The organism is Curtobacterium sp. MCPF17_011 (assembly GCF_003234145.1).
Classification (GTDB): Bacteria; Actinomycetota; Actinomycetes; order Actinomycetales; family Microbacteriaceae; genus Curtobacterium.
This window is the reverse complement of the sequence record NZ_QKSK01000007.1, coordinates 196426-219691: the sequence shown is the minus strand read 5'-3', so window position 1 is coordinate 219691 and position 23266 is coordinate 196426. Positions and strand designations below refer to the sequence as shown.

The window sequence follows — 23266 nt, the reverse complement described above, 5'->3', positions numbered from 1 at the left end:
CCCCCCCCCCCACGATCGGGCAGAACGCCGGGGCAGCCCATGCCGCACAACCGTGGTTCCGCCCGCTCGCGAGCTGCGTCCCGTCCTGCACATCCGGCCGACGGCCGGTCCTGTCCACACTGGAGCCTCGGTCTGGCCCCGGCGCTCCGGTGCGGCTCGCACCATGGACCCATGTCTCCGAGGACCCCGCTCCCCCCGGCCCTGCGTCAGACGCCGTTCCGAGTGCGTCGCGCGCTCCACATGGGCGTTCCACGCGGGCGGCTCGATGCCCGCGACCTGCGACGTCCGTTCCACGGCGTGCGATGTGCCGAGCAACCGCACACGCCGGACGCCTTCGCGCGGGCACTCGCTCCTCGGCTGCGCCATGACCAGGTCTTCAGCCACACGACCGCCGCGATGCTCCTCGGCGTGCCGTTGCCCCGCCGGATCGAACGTGATCCGCGGTTGCACGTCACCACGATCGGGACGGACCAGGCGCTGCGCGTCCGTGGGTCGGTGGGGCACCGGGCCAAGGCGGGTTCGGTCCGAGTCGTCCAGACCAGGGGTGTCGCGCTGACGCATCCGGCCGACACCTTCACCGCGCTCGCCTCGTTCCTGTCGCTGGACGAACTCATCGTGGCTGGGGACGCCTTGGTGGGATGGCTCGGTTGGTCGACGCTCCCCGAACTGGCCGCGGCCGTGCGTCGGCGGCGAGGCTGTCGCGGCGTCGTGAAGCTCCGGGCAGCCCTCGCCGAGATCCGGGCTGGATCACGGTCGCCTGGGGAGACGCGGATGCGGCTCCTCCTGACCCGCGCAGGTCTCCCGGAACCCGTCCTCAACCACGACGTGGTGGTGGACGGACGGTGGGTCGCCTGCGTCGACCTCGCATACCCCGATGCTCGTGTCGCGATCGAGTACGAGAGCGACCTCCATCGGACCGACCCGGCGACGTTCCGGAAGGACCTGACCAGGGGTGAACTGCTGAAGGACGACGATTGGTGGTTGGTGCGGGCGACCGCGGATGACGTCGGTCCGTCCGCCGACCGTTTCGTCGCGCGGATGCGTCGTCTCCTCATCGCCGGCCGAACGGGCCGGCACCGCCCGAAGAACAACACCTCGGTGAACAATGGTTGACGCTTCAACCAAAGCGGTGCAGAATGGGCTACCATCAGGTTCGATGCAGGTGCATGAAATCTCGCGCCCGCCCATGACTCATCGCTCGAAGAAGGACACACCATGGCTCTCAACGCCTCCGCCATCCCCGGTTACGTCACCGGCACTTGGAAGCTCGACCCGACCCACTCCGAGGTCAGCTTCTCCGTCCGTCACCTCGCGATCAGCAAGGTCAAGGGCAAGTTCGAGAAGTTCGACGCGACCCTCGTGACCGCCGAGAACCCCCTCGACACGACCCTCGAGGCCTCGATCGACGTCTCGAGCATCAACACCAACCAGGCGCAGCGTGACCAGCACCTCGCGACCGGTGACTTCTTCCTGACCGAGGAGCACCCGCACATGACGTTCCGCTCAACGGGTATCCGCGAGGACGGCGACGACATGCTCATCGACGGCGAACTCTCGCTCCGTGGCGTCACCAAGCCCGTCACGCTGAAGACCGAGTTCGGCGGCGTCATCACCGACGGCTACGGTCAGGTCAAGCTCGGTGCCGAGGCGACGACGAAGATCGACCGCACCGAGTTCGGCGTGAACTGGAACGCAGCCCTCGAGGCCGGCGGCTTCACGCTCGGCAACGACGTCACGATCAACCTCGACGTCCAGTTCGTCCTCCAGGCGGCCTGACCTCTCCGCCCTCTCGAAGCCCCGGCGCCCTCGGCGTCGGGGCTTCGTGCTGTCCGGGACCGGCTCGAGCGTTCGCTTTCGTGGTCGTGCCCGTGGGTGGATGGGTGCGTCTTCCCTGCCGACCGGGCGGAACACCAGGGCGTTCTCCCGGATCCAGCGGGGATTCCGCCCGCTCAGCGCTCAGCGCTCAGCGCGCACGCGGAACCGAGCGCTCAGCCGCCCGCTCAGCCGCCGGCTCGCCGCCGACGCGCCCCTCGCCCGCCACACCCGTCGCCCGCGCGCCCATCACGAGCAGGGAGCTCCGCGCCATCCGCCCCAGCGCCTCCCGACCGACCGGAGCGGTACCGTGAGGAACGCTCTGGCCCACCCGGGGGAATCCGCCCCTCGGTCCCAGGGTTGCACGCAACACCGCTGCACACGAAGCACGTCCGACGCGGTCGTCGGAATGTCGCTCGCCGACGAACAGGAGCACCCCGATGTCCACCGACTGGATCACGCTGCAGACACTCGCCGTGGCGGAGTTCGGCCGCCGCGTCGCCGCCGTCACCGACTGGGACGCTCCCACCCCCGACTCCGAGTGGACGACGCGCGATCTCGTCGCACACGTTGTGGATGAACAGCGCTGGATCCCCAAGCTCCTCACCGGTTGTGACTACGCCCAGGCCGAAGCGGACCTGGAGCCGATCGGTGATGACCTCCTCGCTGAGTGGGAACGGCACTCGAGCGCGGCGATCGAAGCCTGGCAGCGCGCACCGAAGGACACGCCCGTGCACCTGTCGACCGACGTGGTGCGGGCCGGCGAGTACCTCGCGGAGCAGACCAGCGACATCACGATCCACACGTGGGACCTGGCCCGCGCGACGGGGAGCGACGAGCGCCTGCCCGACGAGCTCGTCGACGCGGTGTGGACGCACTTCGAACCGCAGATCCAGTCCCTCGCGGCGACCGGGCTGTACGCGGCTCCAGTGCAGGTGGACGACGATGCTCCTCTGCAGGTGCGTCTGCTCGCGGTGACCGGGCGAGATGCCCGGGTCTCCGCCTGACACACCCGTCAGGAAAGCCCGCTCGCGGGCACACACGCATGCGCGCACGCACGCACGCAAGCAGGCACGACCCCACCAGCGCTCCGCTACGGAAGGACCCCGTATGTCCGACACCCCCACCGTCCCCACCGTCCGCCTCGGCAACACCGGCCTCGAGATCTCGAGTGTCATCCTCGGCATGATGTCCTACGGCGACCCGACGAAGGGCTCGCACGCGTGGAGCGTCGGCATCGACGACGCGCGCCCCTTCGTCCGCCGGGCGTTCGACGCCGGCATCACGACCTTCGACACCGCGAACGTCTACTCGGCGGGCAGCAGCGAGGAGATCACCGGCGAACTCCTCAAGGAGCTCGCTCCCCGTGAGGAGGTCCAGGTCTTCACGAAGGTCTTCAACCGCATGCGTCCGGGCCGCAACGGGGCAGGGCTGTCTCGTGTCGCGATCATGCACGAGATCGACGCCTCGCTGACACGACTCGGCACCGATTACGTCGACCTGTACCAGATCCACCGTTTCGACCCGCTCACCCCGGTCGAGGAGACGATGGAGGCCCTCCACGACGTCGTCAAGTCCGGCAAGGCCCGCTACATCGGTGCGTCGAGCATGTGGGCGTGGCAGTTCGCCAAGATGCAGCACGTCGCGGAGCGCAACGGCTGGACGAAGTTCGTCGCGATGCAGGACCAGTACAACCTCCTCGAACGTGAGGAGGAGCGCGAGATGCACCCGTTCTGTGCCCACACCGGCGTCGGCGTCATCCCGTGGAGCCCGCTCGCCCGCGGCAAGGTCACCCGCCCCTGGGACGCGCAGGGTTCCGGCTCACGGTCCGACACGGACGAGTTCGGCAAGACGCTGTACCGCCAGGACGAGGACGCGAACCGAGCGATCGTCGAAGCGGTCGGGCAGGTCGCGGAGGAGCGCGGCGCGAGCATGGCGCAGATCGCCCTCGCGTGGGTCGCTGGGAAGTCGGCCGTCTCGGCACCGATCATCGGCGCGACGAAGGAGCACCACATCGACGACGCGGTCGCCGCGACCACGATCGAACTGAACGACGACGAGGTCACACGACTCGAGCAGGCCTACACCCCGCGGGTGCCGTCCGGCTTCTGACCCACCCGACGGACGGGAGGCACGGTTCCATCTGGCACCGCGCCTCCCGTCCGCCGCGTCTCTCTTCCCCCCCCCCGCCCCAGGCCGGCGAGCGGGCGAAACATCTGGCGCACCATTCGAGCTGTCATGTGATTGCGCCCGCTCATCGAGGCGCACACCGTTTCCCCCGCCCGTCCGTTCCTTCCGGCGACGCGAGCGGGCCAGATGTCGCATGACTCGCGGGCGGCGCCGCTCAGGTCCGCCCGCTCGCCGACAGCAGGACCGTCCGGACACTCGCCCTCGCACCCGTGGCCCAGCACCTCGACTCGCAACCGAGACCATCGAGCGCGAGCGGGCCGAACACAGTGCGTCCCGGCGTCATACCCCGCAGGTTCGCCCACTCGCCGGCCCCGCCCGCAAGCTCGCCGGCCCCGCCCGCAAGCTCGCCGGCCCCGCCGCAAGCTCGCTTGCAGCCCGGACCACCGCGGAGTCGGCCCCGGTGCCCAGAGGCCCGTAGATCCGAGAAAGCCGAGCACGGAGCGTGAGTGGGCAGAATGCCCGGACTTCAGGCCGGGTGCGACGGCGATTCCGCCCGCTCGCCGGAGACGGACTGCGTGACCCCTTCATCGGTCCGTCCCCAGGGCGAGCGGGCGGAAAGCCCGGATGACGGGAGCGGCCTCCGCACAGATCCGCCCGCTCGCCGCAGGCGCAGGCGCTCGTCTCGCCGCAGCCGCAGGCGCAGCCGCGCCGAGCCCCCGCTCCCGCACCCCTCAGGCTGCGCCGAGCCCGCGCTCTCCGGGCCTCGCATCCGCGGCCTCACGCTCGAGCCGCTCGATGCGCCGCAGCGCCGCCCGCTCGCTGCCCGTCTGGTTGCCGAGCACGCCGGTGATGCCGTCGAGGACCAGCCCGGTCGCCCGGTCGACGGGCAGCTCGATCGGACCGATCATGGGTGCCCGGATCCCGAGCAGCGCCCGGTGTCGCGGGTCGAGGGTCGACACCGCGCCCTGGTAGATCGCGCGGTAGCCGGGTCGGAGCATCGCGGCGAGGGGCGGGTTCTTGATGAACCGCAGGACCTCACGGGTCCGGGGTGTGACGGCGAGCTCGCCGCGGTCGAGGTAGCCGTCCATCTGCGCGCGGAGTTCGGCCTCGGTCTCGGGGGCGTCGTGCACGCGCATCAGGCGTCCGGCGACGGCCCACTCGCGGACGTACGCGTCGGCGCCACCGGGGATCGGCTCGCCCCAGCGCTGGGCCGTGCGGAGGAACGCGTCGGTGAACGCGAGGTGCACCCAGCGGGCGAGGTCCGGGTCGTTCGCTGTGTACGGCCGTCCGATGCCGTGGCCGTCGACGTACAGGCCGCGCACCCGCTCGTGGAGCCGCAGCACCCATTCGCTGCCAGAGGTGGCGGTGGCGGTGTCGCCGTGGGTGACGGTGTAGATCCAGCGGATGGTGCCCGCGAGCCGGCCGAACGGGTCTTCCTTGTACCGGGAGTGGTCCGCGACCCCGGCGAGCGCCCCGGGGTGCAGGGCCTGGACGAGGAGCGCCCGGACGCCGGCGACGATGGTCTGGTTGCCGCCGTGCACGGACCAGGTGGCGGAGCCGGGGCCGAAGAAGCCGGCGTCGGTTCCCTTCTCGAGCTCGTCCACCCATTGCGGGCTGCCGTGGGTGTTGCCCGTGAACGTGGCCTGCAAGCGGGTGCGGAACGCATCGGTGACGAACGACATGCCGTCATGCTCCGTCGACCCCCTGACAGCGCACCGGACGCTCGCCGGAAACCGCGTCCGCGCCGAGGAACGTCCCGAGCAACGCCCCGAGCAACGTCCCGAGGCACCCGAGGCACCCGCGGCACCCGCGGCACCCGCGGCAGCTCCGCTGCAGACGCGCACCACGCGCGTCTGACAACCCCTCGGCTCCGCCCGCTAGGTTGGACGACGTGAGCATCGACACGCTTCGTCCCTGGCTTGCCTCCTACGCGTCAGGGGTGCCGCACGACATCGAAACGATGACGGGGTCCCTGCCGGACCTGGTTGAGCAGTCGGCACAGCGCTTCCCGAAGGCGGTCGCGCTCGAGTTCTTCACGCGGGAGACCACGTACGCCCAGCTGGAGGAGCAGATCGCCCGTGCAGCGAACGGGCTGCGCAAGCTCGGCGTGACGAAGGGCGATCGGGTGGCGCTGGTGCTGCCGAACTGTCCGCAGCACGTCGTGGCGTTCTACGCGGTGCTGCGGCTCGGCGGCATCGTCGTGGAGCACAACCCGCTGTACACACCGCGGGAGCTGCGGCACCAGTTCGAGGACCACGGCGCAAAGGTCGCGATCGCGTGGGACAAGTCGGTGGCGACGCTGCAGGACTTCCCGAAGGACGTCGCGCTGGACGCGATCGTCTCGGTGGACCTCACCCGGGCGATGCCGCGCAGCACGCGCCTGGCACTGTCGCTGCCGGTGGCGAAGGCCCGCGAGTCCCGCGCGAAGCTCACGACCTCGGTGTCCGGAACCACGCGGTGGGACGACCTGGTGTCGGCCCGGAAGCTGTCGAAGCGGCACCCGCGGCCGGAGACCGACGACGTCGCGCTCATCCAGTACACCTCCGGCACGACCGGCACCCCGAAGGGCGCGGTCCTGACGCACCGGAACCTGCTGGCGAACGCCGCGCAGGCCCGGGCCTGGATCCCCCAGATCAGCGCGGGTGACGGCAGCGTCGTGCACGCCGTCCTGCCGATGTTCCACGCGTACGGCCTGACACTGTGCCTCACGTTCGCGATGAGCATCGCCGGGAGGCTCGTCCTGTTCCCGGCGTTCGACCCTGCGTTGGTCCTCAAGGCGATCAAGAAGCGTCCGCCGACGTTCCTGCCGGCCGTACCGCCGATCTACGCCCGGCTGCAGCACGCCGCCGACTCGGCGAAGGTGTCGCTGGCGGGCATCGACATCGGCATCTCCGGCGCGATGCCGCTGTCGCAGGACGTCATCGAGCCCTGGGAGGCCCGCACCGGCGGCTTCCTGGTGGAGGGCTACGGCCTGTCCGAGTGCTCTCCCGTGCTGATGGCGAACCCGGTGTCGGACGCCCGTCGCCTCGGTGCGATCGGCCTGCCGCTGCCGTCGACCGAGTGCCGGGTGGTGGACCCCGACGACGAGTCCCGGGTGCTCGGCACCGACGAGTCCGGTGAGCTGCAGGTCCGCGGCCCGCAGGTCTTCGGCGGCTACTGGGGCAAGGCCGAGGCCACCGACGAGGTCTTCACCTCCGACGGCTGGTTCCGGACGGGCGACATCGTTGCGATCGACGCGGACGGGTTCGTGCGCATCGTCGACCGGCTCAAGGAGCTCATCATCACCGGCGGGTTCAACGTCGCGCCCTCCGAGGTGGAGGACACGCTGCTCAAGCACCCCAGCGTCAAGGAGGTCGCGGTCGTCGGCATCACGCAGGGCGGCAACGAGCAGGTCGTCGCCGCCGTGATCCCCACGGACCCAGCGGCGTTCGACCCGGAGGCGCTCCGGGCGTGGTCCCGCGATCACCTGGCCGCGTACAAGGTGCCGCGTCGCGTGGTGGTCGTCGAGGACCTCCCCCGTTCGATGATCGGCAAGGTCCTGCGCCGCAAGGTGCGCGACGCCATCCTGCACGACTAGCGACGGCTGACGAGCGACGAGCGACGGCAGCCCGCTCCTACTTGCTGCTGATCCGCGTGTACTTGTTCACCGCCCACGGCACGAACACCGCGAGCATCACCGCGATCCCGATCAACACCGTCGTGATCGGGTGCTGCATGGTCCAGATGTCCGGCACCGGCGCCGACCCGGCGTTGCCGAACAGCTCGCGCGCTGCCTGCACGAGCGAGGAGACCGGGTTCCACTCCGCGAACACCCGGAGCACGAGCGGCATCGTCTCGCTGGGTACGAAGGCGTTGGAGATGAACGTGAGCGGGAACAGGATCATGAACGAGGCGTTGTTGATCACCTCGGGCGTCTTGACGCTCATGCCGAGCAGGGCCATCACCCAGCTGAACGCGTAGCTGAACAGCAGGAGCAGTGCGAGCCCGCCGACGAACTCCACCGGTGACGATCCCACCCGCCAGCCGACCGCCAGCCCGGTGACCATCATGATCACCATCGAGATGCCGTTGAGCACGAGGTCGGAGTTCGTCCGTCCGACGAGCACGGCCGAGGCCGACATCGGCAGGGTCCGGAACCGGTCGATGAGTCCTTCCTTGAGGTCCTGCGCCATCGCCGACCCGGAGAACGTGGCGCCGAAGACGACGGTCTGCGCGAAGATCCCCGCCATCAGGAACTGCGTGTAGTCGGTCCCCTGCACGCTGATCGCGCCGCCGTAGACCTGACTGAACAGCAGGACGAACATGATCGGCTGCAGCACGGCGAACACGAGCATGTCCGGCGACCGCTTGATCTTGATCAGGTTCCGCTTCGTCACCGTCCAGCCGTCCTCGAACCAGACGGCGAGCGGGGCGGTGACGACGACGGGCAACTGCCGCCCGAGTGCGCTGCCGGTGCCGGTCGTGGTGGTGGTCATGGCACCAGCTCCTGTCGGGAGGCCCGCTCCCCGCCCGACGGACCGGTCCCCGCCGTCGCGTCCATGCGTCCACCCCCACCGCCGTCCTGGTCGTCCGTCGCGGCGTGACCGGTGAGCCGGAGGAACACGTCGTCCAGCGTCGGGCGGCGCATCCCGGCGTCGTGCAGCGCGATGCCGGCGGCGCCGAGGTCGGTGAGGACCCGTTGCAGCGCCGCGGGCCCGGCGTCGACGGTGACGGCCCGGGTGCGACCATCGCCGCTCGTCTCGACCTCCCCGCTGCCGTGCCGCCGGAGGACGGTGGCGGTGGCGTCCCCGTCAGCGGCGTCCACGAGGGTGACGACGACGCGGTGTCCGCCGACCTGGGCCTTGAGCTCGTCCGAGGTGCCTTCGGCGATGACCCGGCCGTCGTCGATGACGGCGATGTCGTCGGCCAACTGGTCGGCCTCCTCGAGGTACTGCGTGGTGAGGAGCACCGTGGCTCCGTCGGCGACGAGGTCCTCGATGATGCCCCAGAGCGCGAGCCGGCTGCGCGGGTCGAGGCCCGTCGTCGGCTCGTCCAGGAACAGCACGCGCGGGTTCATCACGAGCGCCCCGGCGAGGTCGATCCGACGGCGCATGCCGCCGGAGAACCCCTTGACGGGGCGGTCGCCCGCTTCGGAGAGCCCGAACACCTCGATGAGCTCGCGTGCCCGGTCGCGCGCTGCCCGACGTCCCAGGTGGTAGAGCCGCCCGATCATCTCGAGGTTCTCGAACCCGGTGAGGTTCTCGTCGACGGCGGCGTACTGCCCGGAGACGCCGATCGCGCGGCGGGTGCCCTGCCGGTCGGCGACGACGTCCATGCCGGCGACGGACGCTGACCCGGCGTCCGGTTCGACGAGGGTCGTGAGGACCTTCACGGTGGTGGTCTTCCCGGCCCCGTTCGGTCCGAGCAGTGCGGTGACGGTGCCCTCGGGCACCGAGAGGTCGAGGCCCGCCAGTGCGTGCACGGGCCCCGACTTGGATCGGTAGGTCTTGGTGAGGCCGGAGGCCTCGATGATGGCCATGTCGCTCCTTCGTGACCGGCTGCGTCCCTCGGGGCCGACCGGACACGCGGACCGGTCGACCGGGCGGCGGGAGCGACGGACGTCACTCAGACGTCGAAGCCACCACCGAAGTCGCTGGAGCCCTGGTCGAACCCGCCGTCGGACATGCCGCCGAAGTCGGAACCACCGTCACCCCAGGAGGCGTTGTCGTACCCGCCGCCGTCGGCCGCACCGCCGTCGCCGGATCCGTCACCAGTGTCCCCCGAACCGCCGTCATCCGCACCACTCGCATCGGTTCCACCGTCGAACGACCCGGGGTCCGGGAGGAAGGCGCTCATCAGGGCTGAACCGATCACGTAGCCGCCGACGGTGCCGAGCAGCGAGGCGCCGAGCATGCTGCCGAAGCCCGGGCCCTGCCGTCCGCCGAAGCCACCGCCCATGCCCCCGCCACCGATGCCGCCGAGCGAGCGCTCCATGTACCCGGGCTGCCGGAGCTCGGACCGGGTCGCACTCTGGGCGAGCGAGCGAGGATCGTCGCCACGTGGGGCCTCGCCGGCCGGAGCCGTGCGGGTGAACTCGTCGTAGACCATCCGGCGCTGCTCGGGCGTCAGGGTGGCGAACGCCTCGGCGTGCACCTCCTCTATCCGCTCCGGCGGCGCGGTCCGGAGCAGGTAGCGGTACCGCTCGACGGCCCGCTGGTCCTCGCCCCCGGGCTGCTGGCCGGGTCCTGACCGGTCGGGTGCACCGTACGGCGTGGCTGCACCGTACGGCGCGGCCGGCGCCTGCTGGTACGACTGCTGGCCGTACTGGTAGCCCGGCTGCGGTGCACCACCGGTCCCGCGTCGTGGCTGCTCCGGACGCTCCTCGCGGCCGAGCAGACGGTCGAGGAATCCCATGGTGTGCTCCTTCGTCGCGGGCACCGTGCCCGCTGGCGCCCACGCTAGGCACCGTCGGCCGGGTCTGACTGTGCGTGCGCTCAGAAGCCGCCGTGCGCCTCCCGTCCGGGAGGCCCGTCCACCGTCAGGACGTCGGCCCGGCCCCGGTGATCGCCGCGGTCCAGACCGCGAACAGCTCGTCGGCCGCGCCGGGGTGCGCCGCCAGGAACGGCACACCGGCGGGCGGGAAGTCCTGCACCGGCCCGTCGAGGGTCAGCACCACCCCGCCGGCTTCGTGCACGAGGAGCACGGCGGCACCGTGGTCGATCGGGTCGAACGCCGGCATGCACGCCCCGATCCCCCGGCCGGCGGCCACCTGGGCGATCGTCAGGGTGCCCGAGCCGGGGACGCGCACGGAGCAGGACCGGGCGGCGAGCGCGTCGACGAACACGCCGAAGCCGGGCCACGGGTGGGCACCGTCGAGCTCGGTCCCGACCACGGCGCCGGCGAGGGCGCGCGGTGCGTCGTCGAGGCGCAGCACCCGGTCGCGTTCGGTCGCTCCTCGGCCGCGGCGGGCCTCCAGGACCTCGCCGCGCCAGGGGTCCGCGACGACGCCGACCAGGGGGCGCCCGGACCGGGTCAGGCACAGCGAGGTGCTCGTCCACGGCACGCCGTTCGCCAGGTTCCGGCTGCCGTCGACGGGGTCCAGGTACCACCGGTGCTTGTCCCCGGGGGCGACGCCGTACTCCTCGCCGACGAAGCCGTGCTCGGGGAACGCCGCCCGGACGCGACCGCGGACGTGCTGCTCGATCGACCGGTCCAGCGCCGCGACCTGCCCTTCGGTGTCGCCGGTGTCCGGGTCGACGCGGTGTTCGCGGGTGAAGGCGATGACCTCGTGCGCGATCCGGTGTGCCAGGGTCTGGGCGCGGCCGGCGATCTCGGCTTCACCGGGCTCCCGGGCCGGCCGCGACCAGCCGTCCCGCTCCGCGGCGGCCAGGACGGCGTGCACCGTGGCGACGTCCTGGGTGAGGACCAGGTCCGCGCCGAGCCGGGTCGCCCAGCGCGTCGGCTCCGGGTCGTCGACGGTCCACACCGCGACGCACAGCCCGAGGGCGTGTGCCGCGCGGACGGTGGCGGGCGTGAGGAAGGCGACGTCGAGGTCGAGTGTCGAGGGCCCGAGCTCCTGCACCTCGGCGGCCGTCGGTGCTCGGAGGGTGTCCCAGGGCATCCAGACGTCGGCCTCGGGCAGCAGCGCCCGGACGGCCCGCATCGCAGCCAGCGTCCCGCGCCAGGCCACCCGCACGGCGTCGTCCACGCCGGTGCCGGCTCCCGCCACGGTGCGCACCGCGGCGTCGGCGTCAGCCGGGTCCGCGAGCCCGATCACCAGGGCGGCGGAGCACCCCTCGAGGCGCTCGAGCACGGCGTCGAGGCGTGGGATGCGGTCGAGCCCGTTGCCCAGCCGGGCGACGTCGCACCACGGCGTCGCGGAGACGCGGCGGCCGTCGCCCCACATCCGGCCGAGGGTCTCGTCGTGCAGCAGCACGGCGACCCCGTCGGCGGTGACCCGGACGTCGACCGCGACGACGTCGGCACCCAGGGCCTCGGCGACGGCGACGGCCGGCAGCGTGTTCTCACGGCGGACACCCGGGGCCCCACGCGAGGCGACGATCCGAGGCGGACGGAGGCCGGGCTTCCCGGTCGTCATCGGTGCCGGGGTCTCGAGCGTCGTCACCGTCCCATCGTGGGAGCGCGGCCCGAACACCACGTGACGCGTCGGTGAACAACCGGGGGCCACGCGGCCGGGGCCTGAGAGGATGGTGCCGTGGAGACTCGTACCTGGGGTTGGCTCGCGGCGGTCGTCGACGTCGTGCTCATCGTGGCGTTCGCCGTCATCGGACGCAGTTCGCACGGCGAGGCGTTCGCGCCACTCGGCCTGTGGACGACCGCGTACCCGTTCCTGGCGGGGTGGGCGATCGCGTACGTGACCTCCGGGGCGTGGTCGCGCCCGCTCGCGATCTGGCCGACCGGTGTCGTGGCGTGGATCCTGACGGTGTTCGTCGGGATGGCGATCCGGGTCGCGACCGGGCAGGGCGTGGTCGACGGCAACCCGCTGCCGATCTCGTTCCTCGTCGTGGCCACCGTCGTCCTCGGGGTGTTCCTGGTCGGCTGGCGGCTCCTCACCCGACTCGTGGTGCGCCTCCGGTCGGGCAGGCGTCCGGCGGGCGGCGACGCGCGGGCTGCCGGCTAGAAGAGGCCGCCCCGCGGACCCTCGTCCGGGCCGTCGAACCCGCGGAACATGTCCGACACCAGCGCGGCGATCTGGGGTTCGACGAGACGCTCGACGGCCTCGGCGATGCGCTCCCGGTGGTCCAGCAGCGCCAGGCACACGGCCGTACCGGTCGACCGGGCGCACTCGTCGGACAGCTCGATCTCGTGGCGGAGTGCGGCCTTCGCCTCGTCCGACAGCGGCTCGCGCGGCTCCTGTTCGCTCGCCCCGGTGCCCGCCAGCTCCCCGAGGGTGAACAGGAACGGCTCGCCCGGCTCGGGCTGCGGGTCCACGTCCAGGCCCTGGAACTCCGGCGACAACCCCTCGGCGGGCTGGTACCCCGAGCGTCGCTTGCGTGCTGCGGCCCGCTCGAGTTCACGCTGCAGCAGCGGCAGGTTCTTCGCCGTGTGGTCGTCGACCGCGTCCTCGACGATGGCGGACATCCGACCGATCAGCGCGTGCTGCACCGGGTGCGGAACGTCCGGCCCGAATCCCGCTGCGGCGGCGATCGGCGAGCCCGTGCAGCGTCGGCAGATGCGGGTGCGTGGACGGGCCGTCCCGATCTGCCACCGGGGCAGCCAGCGCAGCCAGACGTCGACGGCGTTCCGCACGCGTCCGTCGATGCCGTCCATCCTGCAAGCGTAGGCGGCGCGCCCGGGATCCGCCCCGAGGCGCGACGGGAGGCCCGGCGCACGACCGTCAGACCGGCTCGGTCACGAAGTCGATCAGCTCCTCGACCCGACCGAGCAGCTGCGGCTCGAGGTCGGCGAACGTCCGCACCTGCCCGAGGATCCGCTGCCACGCCCGGGCGATGTCGGCCTGCTCGGCGTGCGGCCACCCGAGCGCCTGGCAGATGCCGGCCTTCCACTCGATCGACCGTGGGATCGTCGGCCAGGCCTGCAGTCCGACACGTGCCGGCTTCACCGACTGCCAGACGTCGACGAACGGGTGTCCGACGACGAGCACGTGTGCGCCCCACTTCCCGCGCATCACGGCGTCGGCGAAACGGGACTCCTTCGAGCCCGGCACGAGGTGGTCCACGAGGACGCCGACCCGGCGCTCCCGGGTCGGGCGGAAGTCGTCCAGCACGTCAGCCAGGTTGTCCACGCCGGACAGCTCCTCGACGACGACCCCCTCGACCCGGAGATCGGCGCCCCACACCTTCTCGACGAGTTCGGCGTCGTGCTTGCCCTCGACCATGATCCGGCTCGGCAGGGCCACCCGGGCGCGCTGCTGCTCGACGGCGAACGACCCGGACGCGGTGCGGAGGCGACCACCGTCGGAGGCGTGCCGGACCGCCGGGGCCGCTCCGGGCCTCCCGGCCGCGGCGGTGCCGGCGGTGGCGGTGGAACGAGCCGGCGGCGCGGCCGCGGCGGACCGACCGACGGGTGCCTGCGGGCGCGTCAGGGTGACCAGTTCACCCTCGAGCAGGAACTGACCGACGAAGGGGAAGGCGCGGACCCGACCCTTCCAGTCCTCGAGCGAGACGTTGCCGGCCTCGAGGCCGACCACGGCGCCGGCCCACCCGGAGTCGGGGTCCTCGAGCACCATGTCGCGCTCGAGCGGCACCTGCCGCACCTTCTGCACACCCCGCGAGCGCCAGTCGCCCGAGAGCACGTCACTGCCGTACCGGTCCTCGTCCACCCGCACGAGCGTACTGTCGACTGGCGTCCGGACAACGTCGATCGGCCGTTCCCCGATCATCCCGACGGAAGGCACACCCGTGCGTGCAACAGTCATCCACGCTCCCCGCGACATCCGTGTCGAGGAGCGTGACGCCCCCACGATCCTCACCCCGTCCGATGCCGTCGTGCGCGTCGTCGCCGCGTGCGTCTGCGGCTCGGACCTCTGGCCCTACCGGGGTGTCCGCGACACGAAGGAACCGCGGGCGATCGGTCACGAGTTCGTCGGCGTCGTCGACCAGGTCGGCGACGACGTGACCGACCTGCGCGTCGGCGACTTCGTCATCGCACCGTTCACGACCAACGACGGCACCTGCCAGGCCTGCGCGCACGGCATGACGAGCGGCTGCGACCACGGCTCCACGTTCGGTGTCACGCCGGACGCCTACGGCCACCCGCTGGGCGGCGCCCAGGCCGAGTACATCCGTGTGCCGGACGCCGCCGCCAGCCTCGTCGTCGTGCCCGGGCCGGTCGACGAGGACCTCGTGCCGTCGCTCCTGACCCTGTCCGACGTGTTCTCCACCGGGCACCACGCCGCGGTCTCGGCCGGCGTCGGCCCGGGCAAGACCGTCGTCGTGGTCGGCGACGGTGCGGTCGGGCTGTCGGCGGTCCTCGCGGCGAAGCGTCTCGGCGCCGACCGGATCATCGCGATGAGCCGGCACGCGGACCGGCAGGCGCTGGCACGCGACTTCGGCGCGAGCGACATCGTCGAGACCCGCGGCGACGAGGGCGTCCAGGCTGTGCGGGACCTGCTGGACGGCGACCTCGCCGACTGCGCGCTCGAGGCCGTCGGCACCGCGGAGAGCATGGACCAGGCTCTGCGGGTCGTCCGTCCCGGCGGTGCGGTGGGCTACGTCGGCGTGCCGGCCGGTGACCCCGAGCTGCCGATGCCGTTCCTGTTCGCGAAGAACATCACGGTCGGCGGCGGCATGGCTCCGGCACGCGCGTACATCGAGGAGTTGTTGCCCGACGTGCTGTCGCGGACCATCGACCCGGGCAAGGTGTTCGATCTCGAACTGCCCCTGGACCAGGCTCCCGAGGCCTACGCCGCGATGGACGAGCGCCGGGCGATCAAGGTGCTGCTGCGCCCGTAGCTCCTCAGGGAAGGTCAGCGGACTGCGAGGACCCGGTGCGGGGACGCCGCCTCGGCACGCCAGCCCGGCGGCAGGGCGGCCGTGAGCTCGGGGACGGTGAAGCTCCGGCGGATGGAGCGGAGACCGTCCTCGCGGATGAACGTGCCTGCCGAGACGAACGGCGCCCCGATCGCGTACAGCCGGTAGGCGGACACCGAACGCCGGATGTCGGAGTGCACACTGCGGGTGACGGCCAGCTCCCCGGAGTCCCGGAGGAACGCCGCCCGCTCGGCGTCGTCGAGGTGGTGCAGCACGTGGTTCGACACGACGACGTCGAACCGCTCGCCCGCCGCGACCAGGTCGGCGCTCGACTCCGTGCGGAACGTCACCCCGGCCGTCGTCCGTCGCTCCGCCGCCGCGATCGCCCGCGGGTCCGGGTCCACCCCGACGACCTCGAGGTCGAAGCCGTCCCCCCGCGCCCACCGGAGCAGTGACCGGGCGAGGTCACCGCCACCGCAGCCGAGGTCGAGCACGCGGGCCCGACCGGTCGCCGGCAGCGCCGGGGCGACGTGGGTCCGCCAGACCGACCGCCAGCCGGACACCGCGGCGTTCACCAGGGCGAAGCGGCGGAAGGTCCGGTCTAGCATCGCCGGGTCGCAGTCCGGGTCGTCCATCAACTCGCGCAGGTCGACCGCGCGGGTGGAGAGGTCGACGGGTTCGGTCACGCCCCCACCCCGACCGGGGCGACAGCGTTGGCCGCGTCGACCACTGCGGGCGCACCGCTGGCGTCCGCCGCGGCGACTGCGCTCCCGACCACGGTCAGCGACGCCGCCTCGACGGTCAGCCCCGGCCCGAAGGCCAGCGCGACGACGGGCGTACCGTCCGCGGGACGTGCCTCGAGGGCCTCCCGGAGGACGAACAGCACCGTCGCACTCGACATGTTGCCGTGGTCGCGGAGGACCGCGCGGCTCGCAGTCAACGCGCTGTCCGGCAGGTGCAGGGCGTCCTGGGTGCGGTCCAGGATGGCCCGCCCGCCGGGATGCACGGCCCAGACCGGCACGTCGTCCGGGGTCCATCCGCGGGGACCGAGGAGCGGGGCGACCGCCTCGGCCGCGTGCACGCCGATCAGCTTCGGGACCTCGGTGCTCAGCACCATCTCGAAGCCCTCGTCACCGATGTTCCACGCCATCTCGCTCGCACCCTCGGGCAGGACCATGGTGGTGAAGGCGTCGAGACGGAGGCCCGGGCCGTCCGCCGTGACGACGGCCGCCGCGGCTCCGTCGCCGAAGACGCTGTTCGCGACGATCTGGTCCGGGTCCTCTGAGTGACGGACGTGCAACGTGCAGAGCTCAGCGCAGACGACGAGGACGACCGCCGTCGGGTCCGCGCCGACGAACGCGTCGGCGATGCGGAGGGCGGGGAACGCGGCGAAGCACCCCATGAACCCGACGTGCTGCCGGAAGACGTTGCGCGGCAACCCGAGTTCCTCGACGATCGCCAGGTCCGGCCCGGGCTGCGTGAAGCCGGTGCAGGACACGGTCACGACGTGTGTGACGGTCGCCGGGTCGACCGCGGCACGCTCGAGGGCGTCACGAGCGGCGCCGACGAAGAGCGGCGGAGCGAGCTCGCGGAAGCGGTCGTTCCGTGTCCCGGTGCTCGGCGAGCTGAGGATCCCGTCGGCGTCACGGAACGCACCGGGCGCGGCCGTCGCGTCGAGCTCCGGCAGGACGCTGTGGCGGTGCTCCACCTCGGAGGCGTTGAAGGCCGCGGGAACGAGCCGCGAGGCAAGCCTCCCGAGGCCGGGCTGGGCGGCGAACAGGTCACGGACCGACGCCTGCCCGAGGGTGGTCCGCGGGACGGCGGTACCGATGGCTCGGATCGTTGCTGACACGCTCCATCCTGTCACCGGATCGCTGACGTGTCCCCAGGATGGTGGAACGCGGCAGACGGGAGGCCCGTGGCGGATCCGCCACGGGCCTCCCGTCTACTGCGGGTCGCGCTCCCGCCGGTGCTACTGCTGCTGCGCGCGCTCCAGGACGAGCTCGCGCACACGAGCTGCGTCGGCTTGGCCCTTCATCGCCTTCATCACGGAGCCGATGATCGCCCCGGCGGCCTGCACCTTGCCGTCGCGGATCTTCTGCAGCACGTCCGGCTGCCCGGCCAGTGCCTCGTCGACCGCGGCGGTGAGGGCGGAGTCGTCGGAGACGACCTGCAGCCCACGGGACTCGACGACCTGCGCCGGCGAGCCCTCCCCGGCGATGACGCCCTCGAGGACCTGGCGTGCGAGACGGTCGGTCAGTTCACCGGACTCCACCAGCGCGATGACCTCGGCCACGTGCTGCGGCGACACCAGGTCGCCTGGGGCAGCGTCCTGCGCGTTCGCGACACGGCTGATCTCACCGGTCCACCACTTGCGTGCTGCCTGCGGACCGGCACCGGCGTCGACGGTCGCCTGGACCTCGTCGAGGAGCCCGCCGTTGACGACGTCCTGGAACTCGAGGTCTGCGAAGCCCCACTCGCCCTTCAGGCGACGACGTCGGGCCACCGGTGCCTCGGGCAGACCCGCGCGGAGTTCTTCGATCAGTGCCGGGTCGGGCACGACGGGCAGCAGGTCCGGCTCCGGGAAGTAGCGGTAGTCGTCGGCGTCCGACTTGGGACGGCCGGCCGAGGTGCGACCGGTGTCCTCGTGCCAGTGCCGGGTCTCCTGCGTGATGGTGCCGCCGGCCGCGAGGATCGCCGCCTGCCGCTGGATCTCGTAGCGGATGGCACGCTCGACTGCGCGGAAGGAGTTGACGTTCTTCGTCTCGGTGCGGGTCCCGAGCTTCTCCTGGCCCCACGGGCGCAGCGAGATGTTCGCGTCGCAGCGCAGGTTGCCGCGCTCCATGCGGGCCTCGGAGACGCCGAGCGCACGGACGAGGTCACGGATGACCTGCACGTACGCGGCACCGAGCTCGGGGGCGCGCTCCTTGGCACCGACGATCGGCTTCGTCACGATCTCGACCAGCGGGACACCCGCGCGGTTGTAGTCGACGAGCGAGTACTCGGCGCCCTGGATGCGGCCCGTGGCACCACCGACGTGGGTCAGCTTGCCCGCGTCCTCTTCCATGTGGGCGCGCTCGATCGGCACCTGGAAGATCGTGCCGTCGGCGAGTTCGACCTCGACCTCGCCCTCGAAGGCGATCGGCTCGTCGAACTGCGAGATCTGGTAGTTCTTCGGGTTGTCCGGGTAGAAGTAGTTCTTCCGTGCGAACCGCGAGCTCTCGGCGATCGAGCAGCCGAGCGCGAGCCCGAGCTGGATCGAGTAGCGAACGGCCTGCTCGTTGACGACCGGCAGGGACCCGGGCAGCCCGAGGTCGACCGGTGTCACGTTCGTGTTCGGTTCGCCACCGAAGAAGTTCGGCGCGTCCGAGAACATCTTCGTGGCCGTCGCGAGTTCGACGTGCACCTCGAAGCCGAGGACCGGCTCGAACCGCTCGAGCGCCTCGTCGAAGTCCATGAGTGCGTCCTTGGCCATCAGATGACACCTTCCTCTGCGGCGGACTGCTGCGTGGCGTCCAGGTTCGGGATCCGGGAGATGAGCGGGGCACCCCACTGCTGCTCGAGCAGACGCTCCAGCGCGGCACCGACCCGGTAGAGCCGGGCGTCCTCGCGCTGCGGGGCCATCAGCTGCACGCCGGTCGGCAGCGAGTCCTCGGGCGCCAGACCGTTCGGGATGCTCATGCCGGGGACGCCCGCCAGGTTCGCGGGGATCGTGGTGAGGTCGTTGAGGTACATCGCGAGCGGGTCATCGATGCGCTCCCCTATCTTGAACGCCGTCGTCGGAGCCGACGGGCTGATCAGCAGGTCGACCTGCTCGAACGCTGCGGTGAAGTCACGTTGGACGAGCGTGCGGACCTTCTGCGCACTGCCGTAGTAGGCGTCGTAGTACCCGGCGCTCAGGGCGTACGTGCCGAGGATGATGCGGCGCTTGACCTCGGGCCCGAAGCCGGCTTCACGCGTTGCGGCCATGACGTCCTCGACCGTGGCGCCGCCCTCGGGCGTGACGCGCAGGCCGAAGCGGACCGAGTCGAACTTCGCGAGGTTCGAGGACGCCTCCGCCGGGAGGATCAGGTAGTAGGCGCTGATCGCGTAGGCGAACGACGGCGCATCGATCTCGACGACGACGGCACCGGCCGACTCGAGCAGCGCGACGGTCTCCTGGAAGCGCTGCGTGACGCCGGCCTGGAAGCCCTCGCCACCGGCGAGTTCCTTGACGACGCCGATGCGGACGCCCTTGAGCGAGTCGGCCTGCAGACCGTCGCGTGCGGCGGCGGCGAACGAGGGCCACTCCTGCCGCAGCGAGGTGGAGTCCTTCGGGTCGTGCCCGCCGATGACGTCGTGCAGCAGTGCGGCGTCGAGCACGGTGCGGGACACCGGCCCGATCTGGTCGAGGCTCGACGCCAACGCGATCGCACCGTAACGGCTGACACCACCGTAGGTCGGCTTCACACCGACGGTGCCCGTGACGGCGCCGGGCTGACGGATCGACCCACCGGTGTCGGAGCCCAGGGCGAGCGGGGCTTCGTGCGCGGCCACCGCTGCCGCCGAGCCGCCGCCGGACCCGCCGGGGATCCGGTCCAGGTCCCACGGGTTGTGGGTCGGGCCGTACGCCGAGAACTCGGTCGACGAGCCCATCGCGAACTCGTCCATGTTCGTCTTGCCGAGCGGCACCAGGCCGGCACGGCGGAGCTTGGCGACCGGGGTGGCGTCGTACGGCGGCACCCAGCCCTCGAGGATCTTCGAGCCCGAGGTGGTCGGCATGTCCTGCGTGCACAGGACGTCCTTGACGGCGATCGGCACACCGGCCAGCGGACCGAGGTCGTTCCCGGCCGCGCGGCGGGAGTCGATGGCCTTCGCGGCGGCGATCGCGTTCTGGTTGACGTGCAGGAACGCGTGCACGTCCCCGTCGACGGCGGCGATCCGGTCGAGGTGGGCCTGCGTGGCCTCGACGCTCGAGACGTCGCGGGCCACCAGGGCGTCGGCGAGCGCGGCAGCGCTCAGCGTGGTGATGTCGTGGGTCACTGTTCGTCCGCCTACTGTTCTTCGCCGAGGATCGCGGTCACCCGGAAGCGCTCGCCGTCCGAGTCGGGGGCGCCGGAGAGCGCCTGCTCCTGGGTCAGCGTCGCGCCGACCACGTCGGGGCGGGACACGTTCTCGAGCGGGACCGGGTGGCTCGTCGCGGGGACGTCCGGGGTCGCGACCTCGGTGACCTTCGCGACGCTGTCGACGATGAGTGACAGCTCCTCGGTCATCTTCTCGATCTCGTCGGGCGTGAGTGCGATACGTGCGAGGTTCGCCAGGTGTGCGACCTGCTCGCTCGTGATGTCAGGCATGGTGCTCCGTCGATCGGTTCGTGGAATGCGCACCAGTCTATTGGGCACGCCACGCGGGGGTCGGACGGCTGCGCACGGCCGACGCCGAGCGCTCGCCTGTGCAGGACTGGGTCAGCCGGCCGGAGGCGCAGCTGCACCGCCGACCGCAGCCCCGCCGGTGACGGGAGCCTGCGCGGCCGGAGCCTGCGCCGCAGTGCCCGACGACGCCGGTGCTTGTGTGCCCGTGGTCCCCGTGCCCTGGGTCTGCGTGCCCTGGGTCTGTGTCCCCGCGGCCTGCTGCCCGGCCGCCTGCGTCCCCTGCTGCGCACCGGAGCCGGTCGACGGCGTCGCGGTCTTCGCCTTCGCGGTCGTCCCGATCATCGCCGGGTCCGGCGCTGGCAGCGCCCCGCCGCCGTACGCGCCGTCGAGGTAGGTCATCATCTGCTTGCCGACGCCGAACTTCGCGCTGTACCCGGTCGTGCCCTGCAGGAACGGCCAGTTCGCGAGGCGCACGTGGCCCTGTACGTTGCCGATCCAGGTGGCGTTCGTGTACTTCGTCGACGAGGTGATCAGCCAGTTCTGCTCGTCACCGTCGGTGGTGCCGGTCTTCGCGAACTTCGGCACCGTGTCGCCGGGGTTCGCACTGGCCGCCGTGCCCGACCCGCTCAGGACGCCCTGCAACGCGTAGTCGACCGTGCCGGCGACCTCGGCGCTGACCCCGCGGTTGCAGGTGGCCGGGGTCGGTCGGATGGTGCCGCCGCTGGCGGTCGTGACGGAGTCGATCGTGGTGGGCGTGCAGGCGACGCCGCCGTTGGCGAACCCGGCGTACGCCTCGGCCAGGTCGATCGGTGCCAGCGGGTTGGTGCCGAGCACGGAGGCGGGGTTCGAGTCCGGTGCGCTGCCGTCGGCCTGGTGGATGCCCATGCTCTCGGCGGTCTTCTGGATCCCGCACAGGTCGAGCTGCTTGGCCATCGCGCCGAACGCGGTGTTGATCGACTCGACCGTGGCCGCGAGGACCGTCATCGAGGACGGCACCTGCTCGGCGTTGGCCACCATCCACGGTGCGCCACCGACGGGCGTGCACGAGTTGGTGAACTCGGCTTGCGGGAAGGTGTGCTCGGTGGTCGAGACGGACTGCGACAGGGTGTGCCCGTTCGCCAACCAGTCGGCGAGGGTGAAGACCTTGTAGGTCGACCCGGTCGGGAAGCCACCGGAACTGCCGATGGCCTGGTCGGCGTTGTAGTTGACCGCGGTGGCGCCGGCAGTGGGCGCGTCGGACTGTGTGTAGGCCGTGTTCTGCACCATCGACAGCACACGTCCCGTGCCGGGTTCGACCGTGACGTTCGTGCCACCGGCGTCGACGCCCGCCATCGTGGTCGGCACGTAGGACGACAGGGCGTTCTGGGACGTCGCCTGCAGGTCCAGGTCGAGGGACGTGTGGATCGACAGTCCCTTCGTGTCGAGGGTGGCGATCCGGTCCGAGGCCGTCTTGCCGAACGCCGGGTCGGCGAGCAGCTGCGAGCGCACCATGTCGCAGAAGTAGCCCGCGTCGTACTTCGTGGCGGCGGTCGAGCAGCCGTTGGCGGTCGCGGTGATCTCCGGTGCGATGGGGGTCGCGACGGCCTTCGCCAGTTCGTCCCGGGTGATGGCTCCGTGGGCGTGCATGCGGCGGAGGACGTAGTCGCGGCGGACCTTCGTCAGGGCGTACCCGTTCGCCGCCCCGTTCGTCTTGTCCGCCGGCTGGTCGATGCGCAGGTTCGATGGGTTGTTGAGGATCGCCACCAGGGTCGCCGACTGCACGAGCGACAGGTCCTTCGCGTGCACGCCGAAGTAGTACTCGGCCCCCGCTTCGGCACCGTAGACACGACCGCCGAGCCCGACGATGTTCAGGTACCCGGTGAGGACCTGGTCCTTCGTGTACTTCTTGTCGACGGCGATCGCGTACCGGATCTCCTGCAGCTTGCGTGCCTTCGACTGACCGGCGACCTTCTCGTAGCAGGCATCCACCTTCTCCTTGGTGGAGGCCGCGTCCGTGCCGTTCAGCTGTTCGCACTGCTGCACGAGCACGTTCTTGACGTACTGCTGCGTGATGCTCGAGCCGCCCTGCACGCCCTGGTGGAGTGCGTCCGCGATGGTCGCGCGAAGGGTCCCGACCACGTCGATCCCGCCTTCGTCGTGGAAGCGCGGGTCCTCGGTGTCGATCGCCGCCTGCTTGAGCGTGTCGGCGATCTGGTCGGACGTGACGTTGACGCGGTTCTCGGCGTAGAAGGACGCGATCGGGACCTCGTGTCCGCCCTGCTTCGCGTAGACGGTGGACACCTGCTGCGGCGTCTGGATGTCCAGGTAGCTCGGCAGGTCCTCGAAGAACTCGGCCGCTCCGCTCGTGCCCTCCCCCGCGACCGCGACGGCCGGGGTGAGCGCGACCGCGACGAGCAGGCCGGCGAGGACCGACATGACGATGAACATCAGGAGGGCACCCGGCCACCGCACGATTCGCATGCCGAGCACGGTAAGGAGACGGGCTGGGTCCACTCTGGTGCGGGCGGTCGCGCGACTGCGCAGCCGCACAGGATGCTCTCG

General features: G+C 71.5%; 20 protein-coding genes. 7 read left to right on the top strand and 13 right to left on the bottom strand.

What is annotated here, in order from left to right:
- The first annotated feature begins 171 nt into the window (after positions 1-171).
- From DEJ25_RS11075 to DEJ25_RS11060, 4 genes are all read left to right on the top strand, one after another.
- Complete coding sequence (locus DEJ25_RS11075) at positions 172-1113, top strand: hypothetical protein (protein WP_146240668.1); 942 nt, start codon at positions 172-174, stop codon at positions 1111-1113.
- A 102-nt stretch (positions 1114-1215) separates the two neighbouring features.
- On the top strand, positions 1216-1776 hold the full coding sequence (locus DEJ25_RS11070) for a YceI family protein (RefSeq protein WP_110903219.1): 561 nt from the start codon (positions 1216-1218) through the stop codon (positions 1774-1776).
- Between the two features lie 476 nt (positions 1777-2252).
- Positions 2253-2819 carry a TIGR03086 family metal-binding protein gene (locus DEJ25_RS11065; RefSeq protein ID WP_110903220.1) on the top strand — a complete coding sequence of 189 codons (567 nt, stop codon included), beginning with the start codon at positions 2253-2255 and terminating at the stop codon, positions 2817-2819.
- Between the two features lie 103 nt (positions 2820-2922).
- Positions 2923-3924, top strand: coding sequence for an aldo/keto reductase (locus DEJ25_RS11060; RefSeq protein WP_111044687.1), 1002 nt, complete (start codon positions 2923-2925; stop codon positions 3922-3924).
- 749 nt (positions 3925-4673) lie between these two features.
- Here the strand turns inward: DEJ25_RS11060 and DEJ25_RS11055 are convergent.
- The gene (locus DEJ25_RS11055; RefSeq protein WP_111044686.1) at positions 4674-5624 is read right to left on the bottom strand and encodes an oxygenase MpaB family protein; all 951 of its coding nucleotides are present in this window, start codon (positions 5622-5624) and stop codon (positions 4674-4676) included.
- 209 nt (positions 5625-5833) lie between these two features.
- On the opposite strand from DEJ25_RS11055, the gene DEJ25_RS11050 reads away from it, so the two are divergent.
- Positions 5834-7519, top strand: a complete 1686-nt coding sequence (locus tag DEJ25_RS11050) for a long-chain-fatty-acid--CoA ligase (protein WP_111044685.1) — start codon at positions 5834-5836, stop codon at positions 7517-7519.
- A gap of 37 nt (positions 7520-7556) precedes the next feature.
- Here DEJ25_RS11050 and DEJ25_RS11045 read toward each other — a convergent pair whose 3' ends face one another.
- From DEJ25_RS11045 to DEJ25_RS11030, 4 genes are all read right to left on the bottom strand, one after another.
- The gene (locus DEJ25_RS11045; RefSeq protein ID WP_110903224.1) at positions 7557-8417 is read right to left on the bottom strand and encodes an ABC transporter permease; all 861 of its coding nucleotides are present in this window, start codon (positions 8415-8417) and stop codon (positions 7557-7559) included.
- Positions 8414-9460 (bottom strand): ATP-binding cassette domain-containing protein, encoded by a 1047-nt coding sequence (locus tag DEJ25_RS11040; protein ID WP_111044684.1) that lies wholly within the window; start codon positions 9458-9460, stop codon positions 8414-8416. Before DEJ25_RS11040 ends, DEJ25_RS11045 begins: the two co-directional genes overlap by 4 nt.
- 86 nt (positions 9461-9546) lie before the next feature.
- A complete protein-coding gene (locus DEJ25_RS11035) occupies positions 9547-10335 on the bottom strand; it encodes a hypothetical protein (protein WP_110903226.1) in 789 nt (262 codons plus the stop codon).
- 124 nt (positions 10336-10459) lie between these two features.
- Entirely contained in the window at positions 10460-12046 is a 1587-nt protein-coding gene (locus tag DEJ25_RS11030) for an inositol monophosphatase family protein (RefSeq protein ID WP_110903227.1), read from the bottom strand.
- A 90-nt stretch (positions 12047-12136) separates the two neighbouring features.
- Here DEJ25_RS11030 and DEJ25_RS11025 point away from each other — a divergent pair, with 90 nt between their 5' ends.
- On the top strand, positions 12137-12562 hold the full coding sequence (locus tag DEJ25_RS11025) for a DUF3054 domain-containing protein (RefSeq protein WP_110903228.1): 426 nt from the start codon (positions 12137-12139) through the stop codon (positions 12560-12562).
- Here DEJ25_RS11025 and DEJ25_RS11020 read toward each other — a convergent pair.
- Both DEJ25_RS11020 and DEJ25_RS11015 read right to left on the bottom strand, forming a co-directional pair.
- Complete coding sequence (locus DEJ25_RS11020; protein ID WP_110903229.1) at positions 12559-13212, bottom strand: spermidine/putrescine ABC transporter substrate-binding protein; 654 nt, start codon at positions 13210-13212, stop codon at positions 12559-12561. The genes DEJ25_RS11025 and DEJ25_RS11020 overlap by 4 nt on opposite strands.
- Positions 13213-13279: 67 nt before the next feature.
- Positions 13280-14224, bottom strand: coding sequence for a DUF3097 domain-containing protein (locus DEJ25_RS11015; RefSeq protein WP_110903376.1), 945 nt, complete (start codon positions 14222-14224; stop codon positions 13280-13282).
- A 79-nt stretch (positions 14225-14303) separates the two neighbouring features.
- On the opposite strand from DEJ25_RS11015, the gene DEJ25_RS11010 reads away from it, so the two are divergent.
- The gene (locus DEJ25_RS11010; protein WP_110903230.1) at positions 14304-15356 is read left to right on the top strand and encodes a zinc-binding dehydrogenase; all 1053 of its coding nucleotides are present in this window, start codon (positions 14304-14306) and stop codon (positions 15354-15356) included.
- A 14-nt stretch (positions 15357-15370) separates the two neighbouring features.
- On the opposite strand, the gene DEJ25_RS11005 is transcribed toward DEJ25_RS11010, so the two are convergent.
- The 6 genes from DEJ25_RS11005 to DEJ25_RS10980 form a co-directional block, all read right to left on the bottom strand.
- Positions 15371-16060, bottom strand: coding sequence for a methyltransferase domain-containing protein (locus tag DEJ25_RS11005; RefSeq protein WP_258366121.1), 690 nt, complete (start codon positions 16058-16060; stop codon positions 15371-15373).
- On the bottom strand, positions 16057-17226 hold the full coding sequence (locus DEJ25_RS11000; RefSeq protein WP_110903231.1) for a type III polyketide synthase: 1170 nt from the start codon (positions 17224-17226) through the stop codon (positions 16057-16059). Before DEJ25_RS11000 ends, DEJ25_RS11005 begins: the two co-directional genes overlap by 4 nt.
- A 120-nt stretch (positions 17227-17346) precedes the next feature.
- Positions 17347-18849: an Asp-tRNA(Asn)/Glu-tRNA(Gln) amidotransferase subunit GatB gene (gatB, locus tag DEJ25_RS10995; protein WP_111044682.1), complete on the bottom strand. Its 1503-nt coding sequence runs from the start codon at positions 18847-18849 to the stop codon at positions 17347-17349.
- Positions 18849-20396, bottom strand: a complete 1548-nt coding sequence (gene gatA, locus DEJ25_RS10990) for an Asp-tRNA(Asn)/Glu-tRNA(Gln) amidotransferase subunit GatA (RefSeq protein WP_111044681.1) — start codon at positions 20394-20396, stop codon at positions 18849-18851. Before gatA ends, gatB begins: the two co-directional genes overlap by 1 nt.
- An 11-nt stretch (positions 20397-20407) precedes the next feature.
- A complete protein-coding gene (gatC, locus tag DEJ25_RS10985; RefSeq protein ID WP_110903234.1) occupies positions 20408-20707 on the bottom strand; it encodes an Asp-tRNA(Asn)/Glu-tRNA(Gln) amidotransferase subunit GatC in 300 nt (99 codons plus the stop codon).
- A gap of 111 nt (positions 20708-20818) precedes the next feature.
- A complete protein-coding gene (locus DEJ25_RS10980) occupies positions 20819-23185 on the bottom strand; it encodes a transglycosylase domain-containing protein (RefSeq protein ID WP_111044680.1) in 2367 nt (788 codons plus the stop codon).
- Positions 23186-23266 lie beyond the last annotated feature (81 nt).

Excerpts from the sequence above, each read along its gene's own strand:
- DEJ25_RS11075 (WP_146240668.1), top strand. The coding sequence starts at position 172 with ATGTCTCCGAGGACCCCGCTCCCCCCGGCCCTGCGTCAGACGCCGTTC.
- DEJ25_RS11070 (WP_110903219.1), top strand. The coding sequence starts at position 1,216 with ATGGCTCTCAACGCCTCCGCCATCCCCGGTTACGTCACCGGCACTTGG.
- DEJ25_RS11065 (WP_110903220.1), top strand. The coding sequence starts at position 2,253 with ATGTCCACCGACTGGATCACGCTGCAGACACTCGCCGTGGCGGAGTTC.
- DEJ25_RS11060 (WP_111044687.1), top strand. The coding sequence starts at position 2,923 with ATGTCCGACACCCCCACCGTCCCCACCGTCCGCCTCGGCAACACCGGC.
- DEJ25_RS11055 (WP_111044686.1), bottom strand. The coding sequence starts at position 5,624 with ATGTCGTTCGTCACCGATGCGTTCCGCACCCGCTTGCAGGCCACGTTC.
- DEJ25_RS11045 (WP_110903224.1), bottom strand. The coding sequence starts at position 8,417 with ATGACCACCACCACGACCGGCACCGGCAGCGCACTCGGGCGGCAGTTG.
- DEJ25_RS11040 (WP_111044684.1), bottom strand. The coding sequence starts at position 9,460 with ATGGCCATCATCGAGGCCTCCGGCCTCACCAAGACCTACCGATCCAAG.
- DEJ25_RS11035 (WP_110903226.1), bottom strand. The coding sequence starts at position 10,335 with ATGGGATTCCTCGACCGTCTGCTCGGCCGCGAGGAGCGTCCGGAGCAG.
- DEJ25_RS11020 (WP_110903229.1), bottom strand. The coding sequence starts at position 13,212 with ATGGACGGCATCGACGGACGCGTGCGGAACGCCGTCGACGTCTGGCTG.
- gatB (WP_111044682.1), bottom strand. The coding sequence starts at position 18,849 with ATGGCCAAGGACGCACTCATGGACTTCGACGAGGCGCTCGAGCGGTTC.
- gatC (WP_110903234.1), bottom strand. The coding sequence starts at position 20,707 with ATGCCTGACATCACGAGCGAGCAGGTCGCACACCTGGCGAACCTCGCA.
- DEJ25_RS10980 (WP_111044680.1), bottom strand. The coding sequence starts at position 23,185 with ATGCGAATCGTGCGGTGGCCGGGTGCCCTCCTGATGTTCATCGTCATG.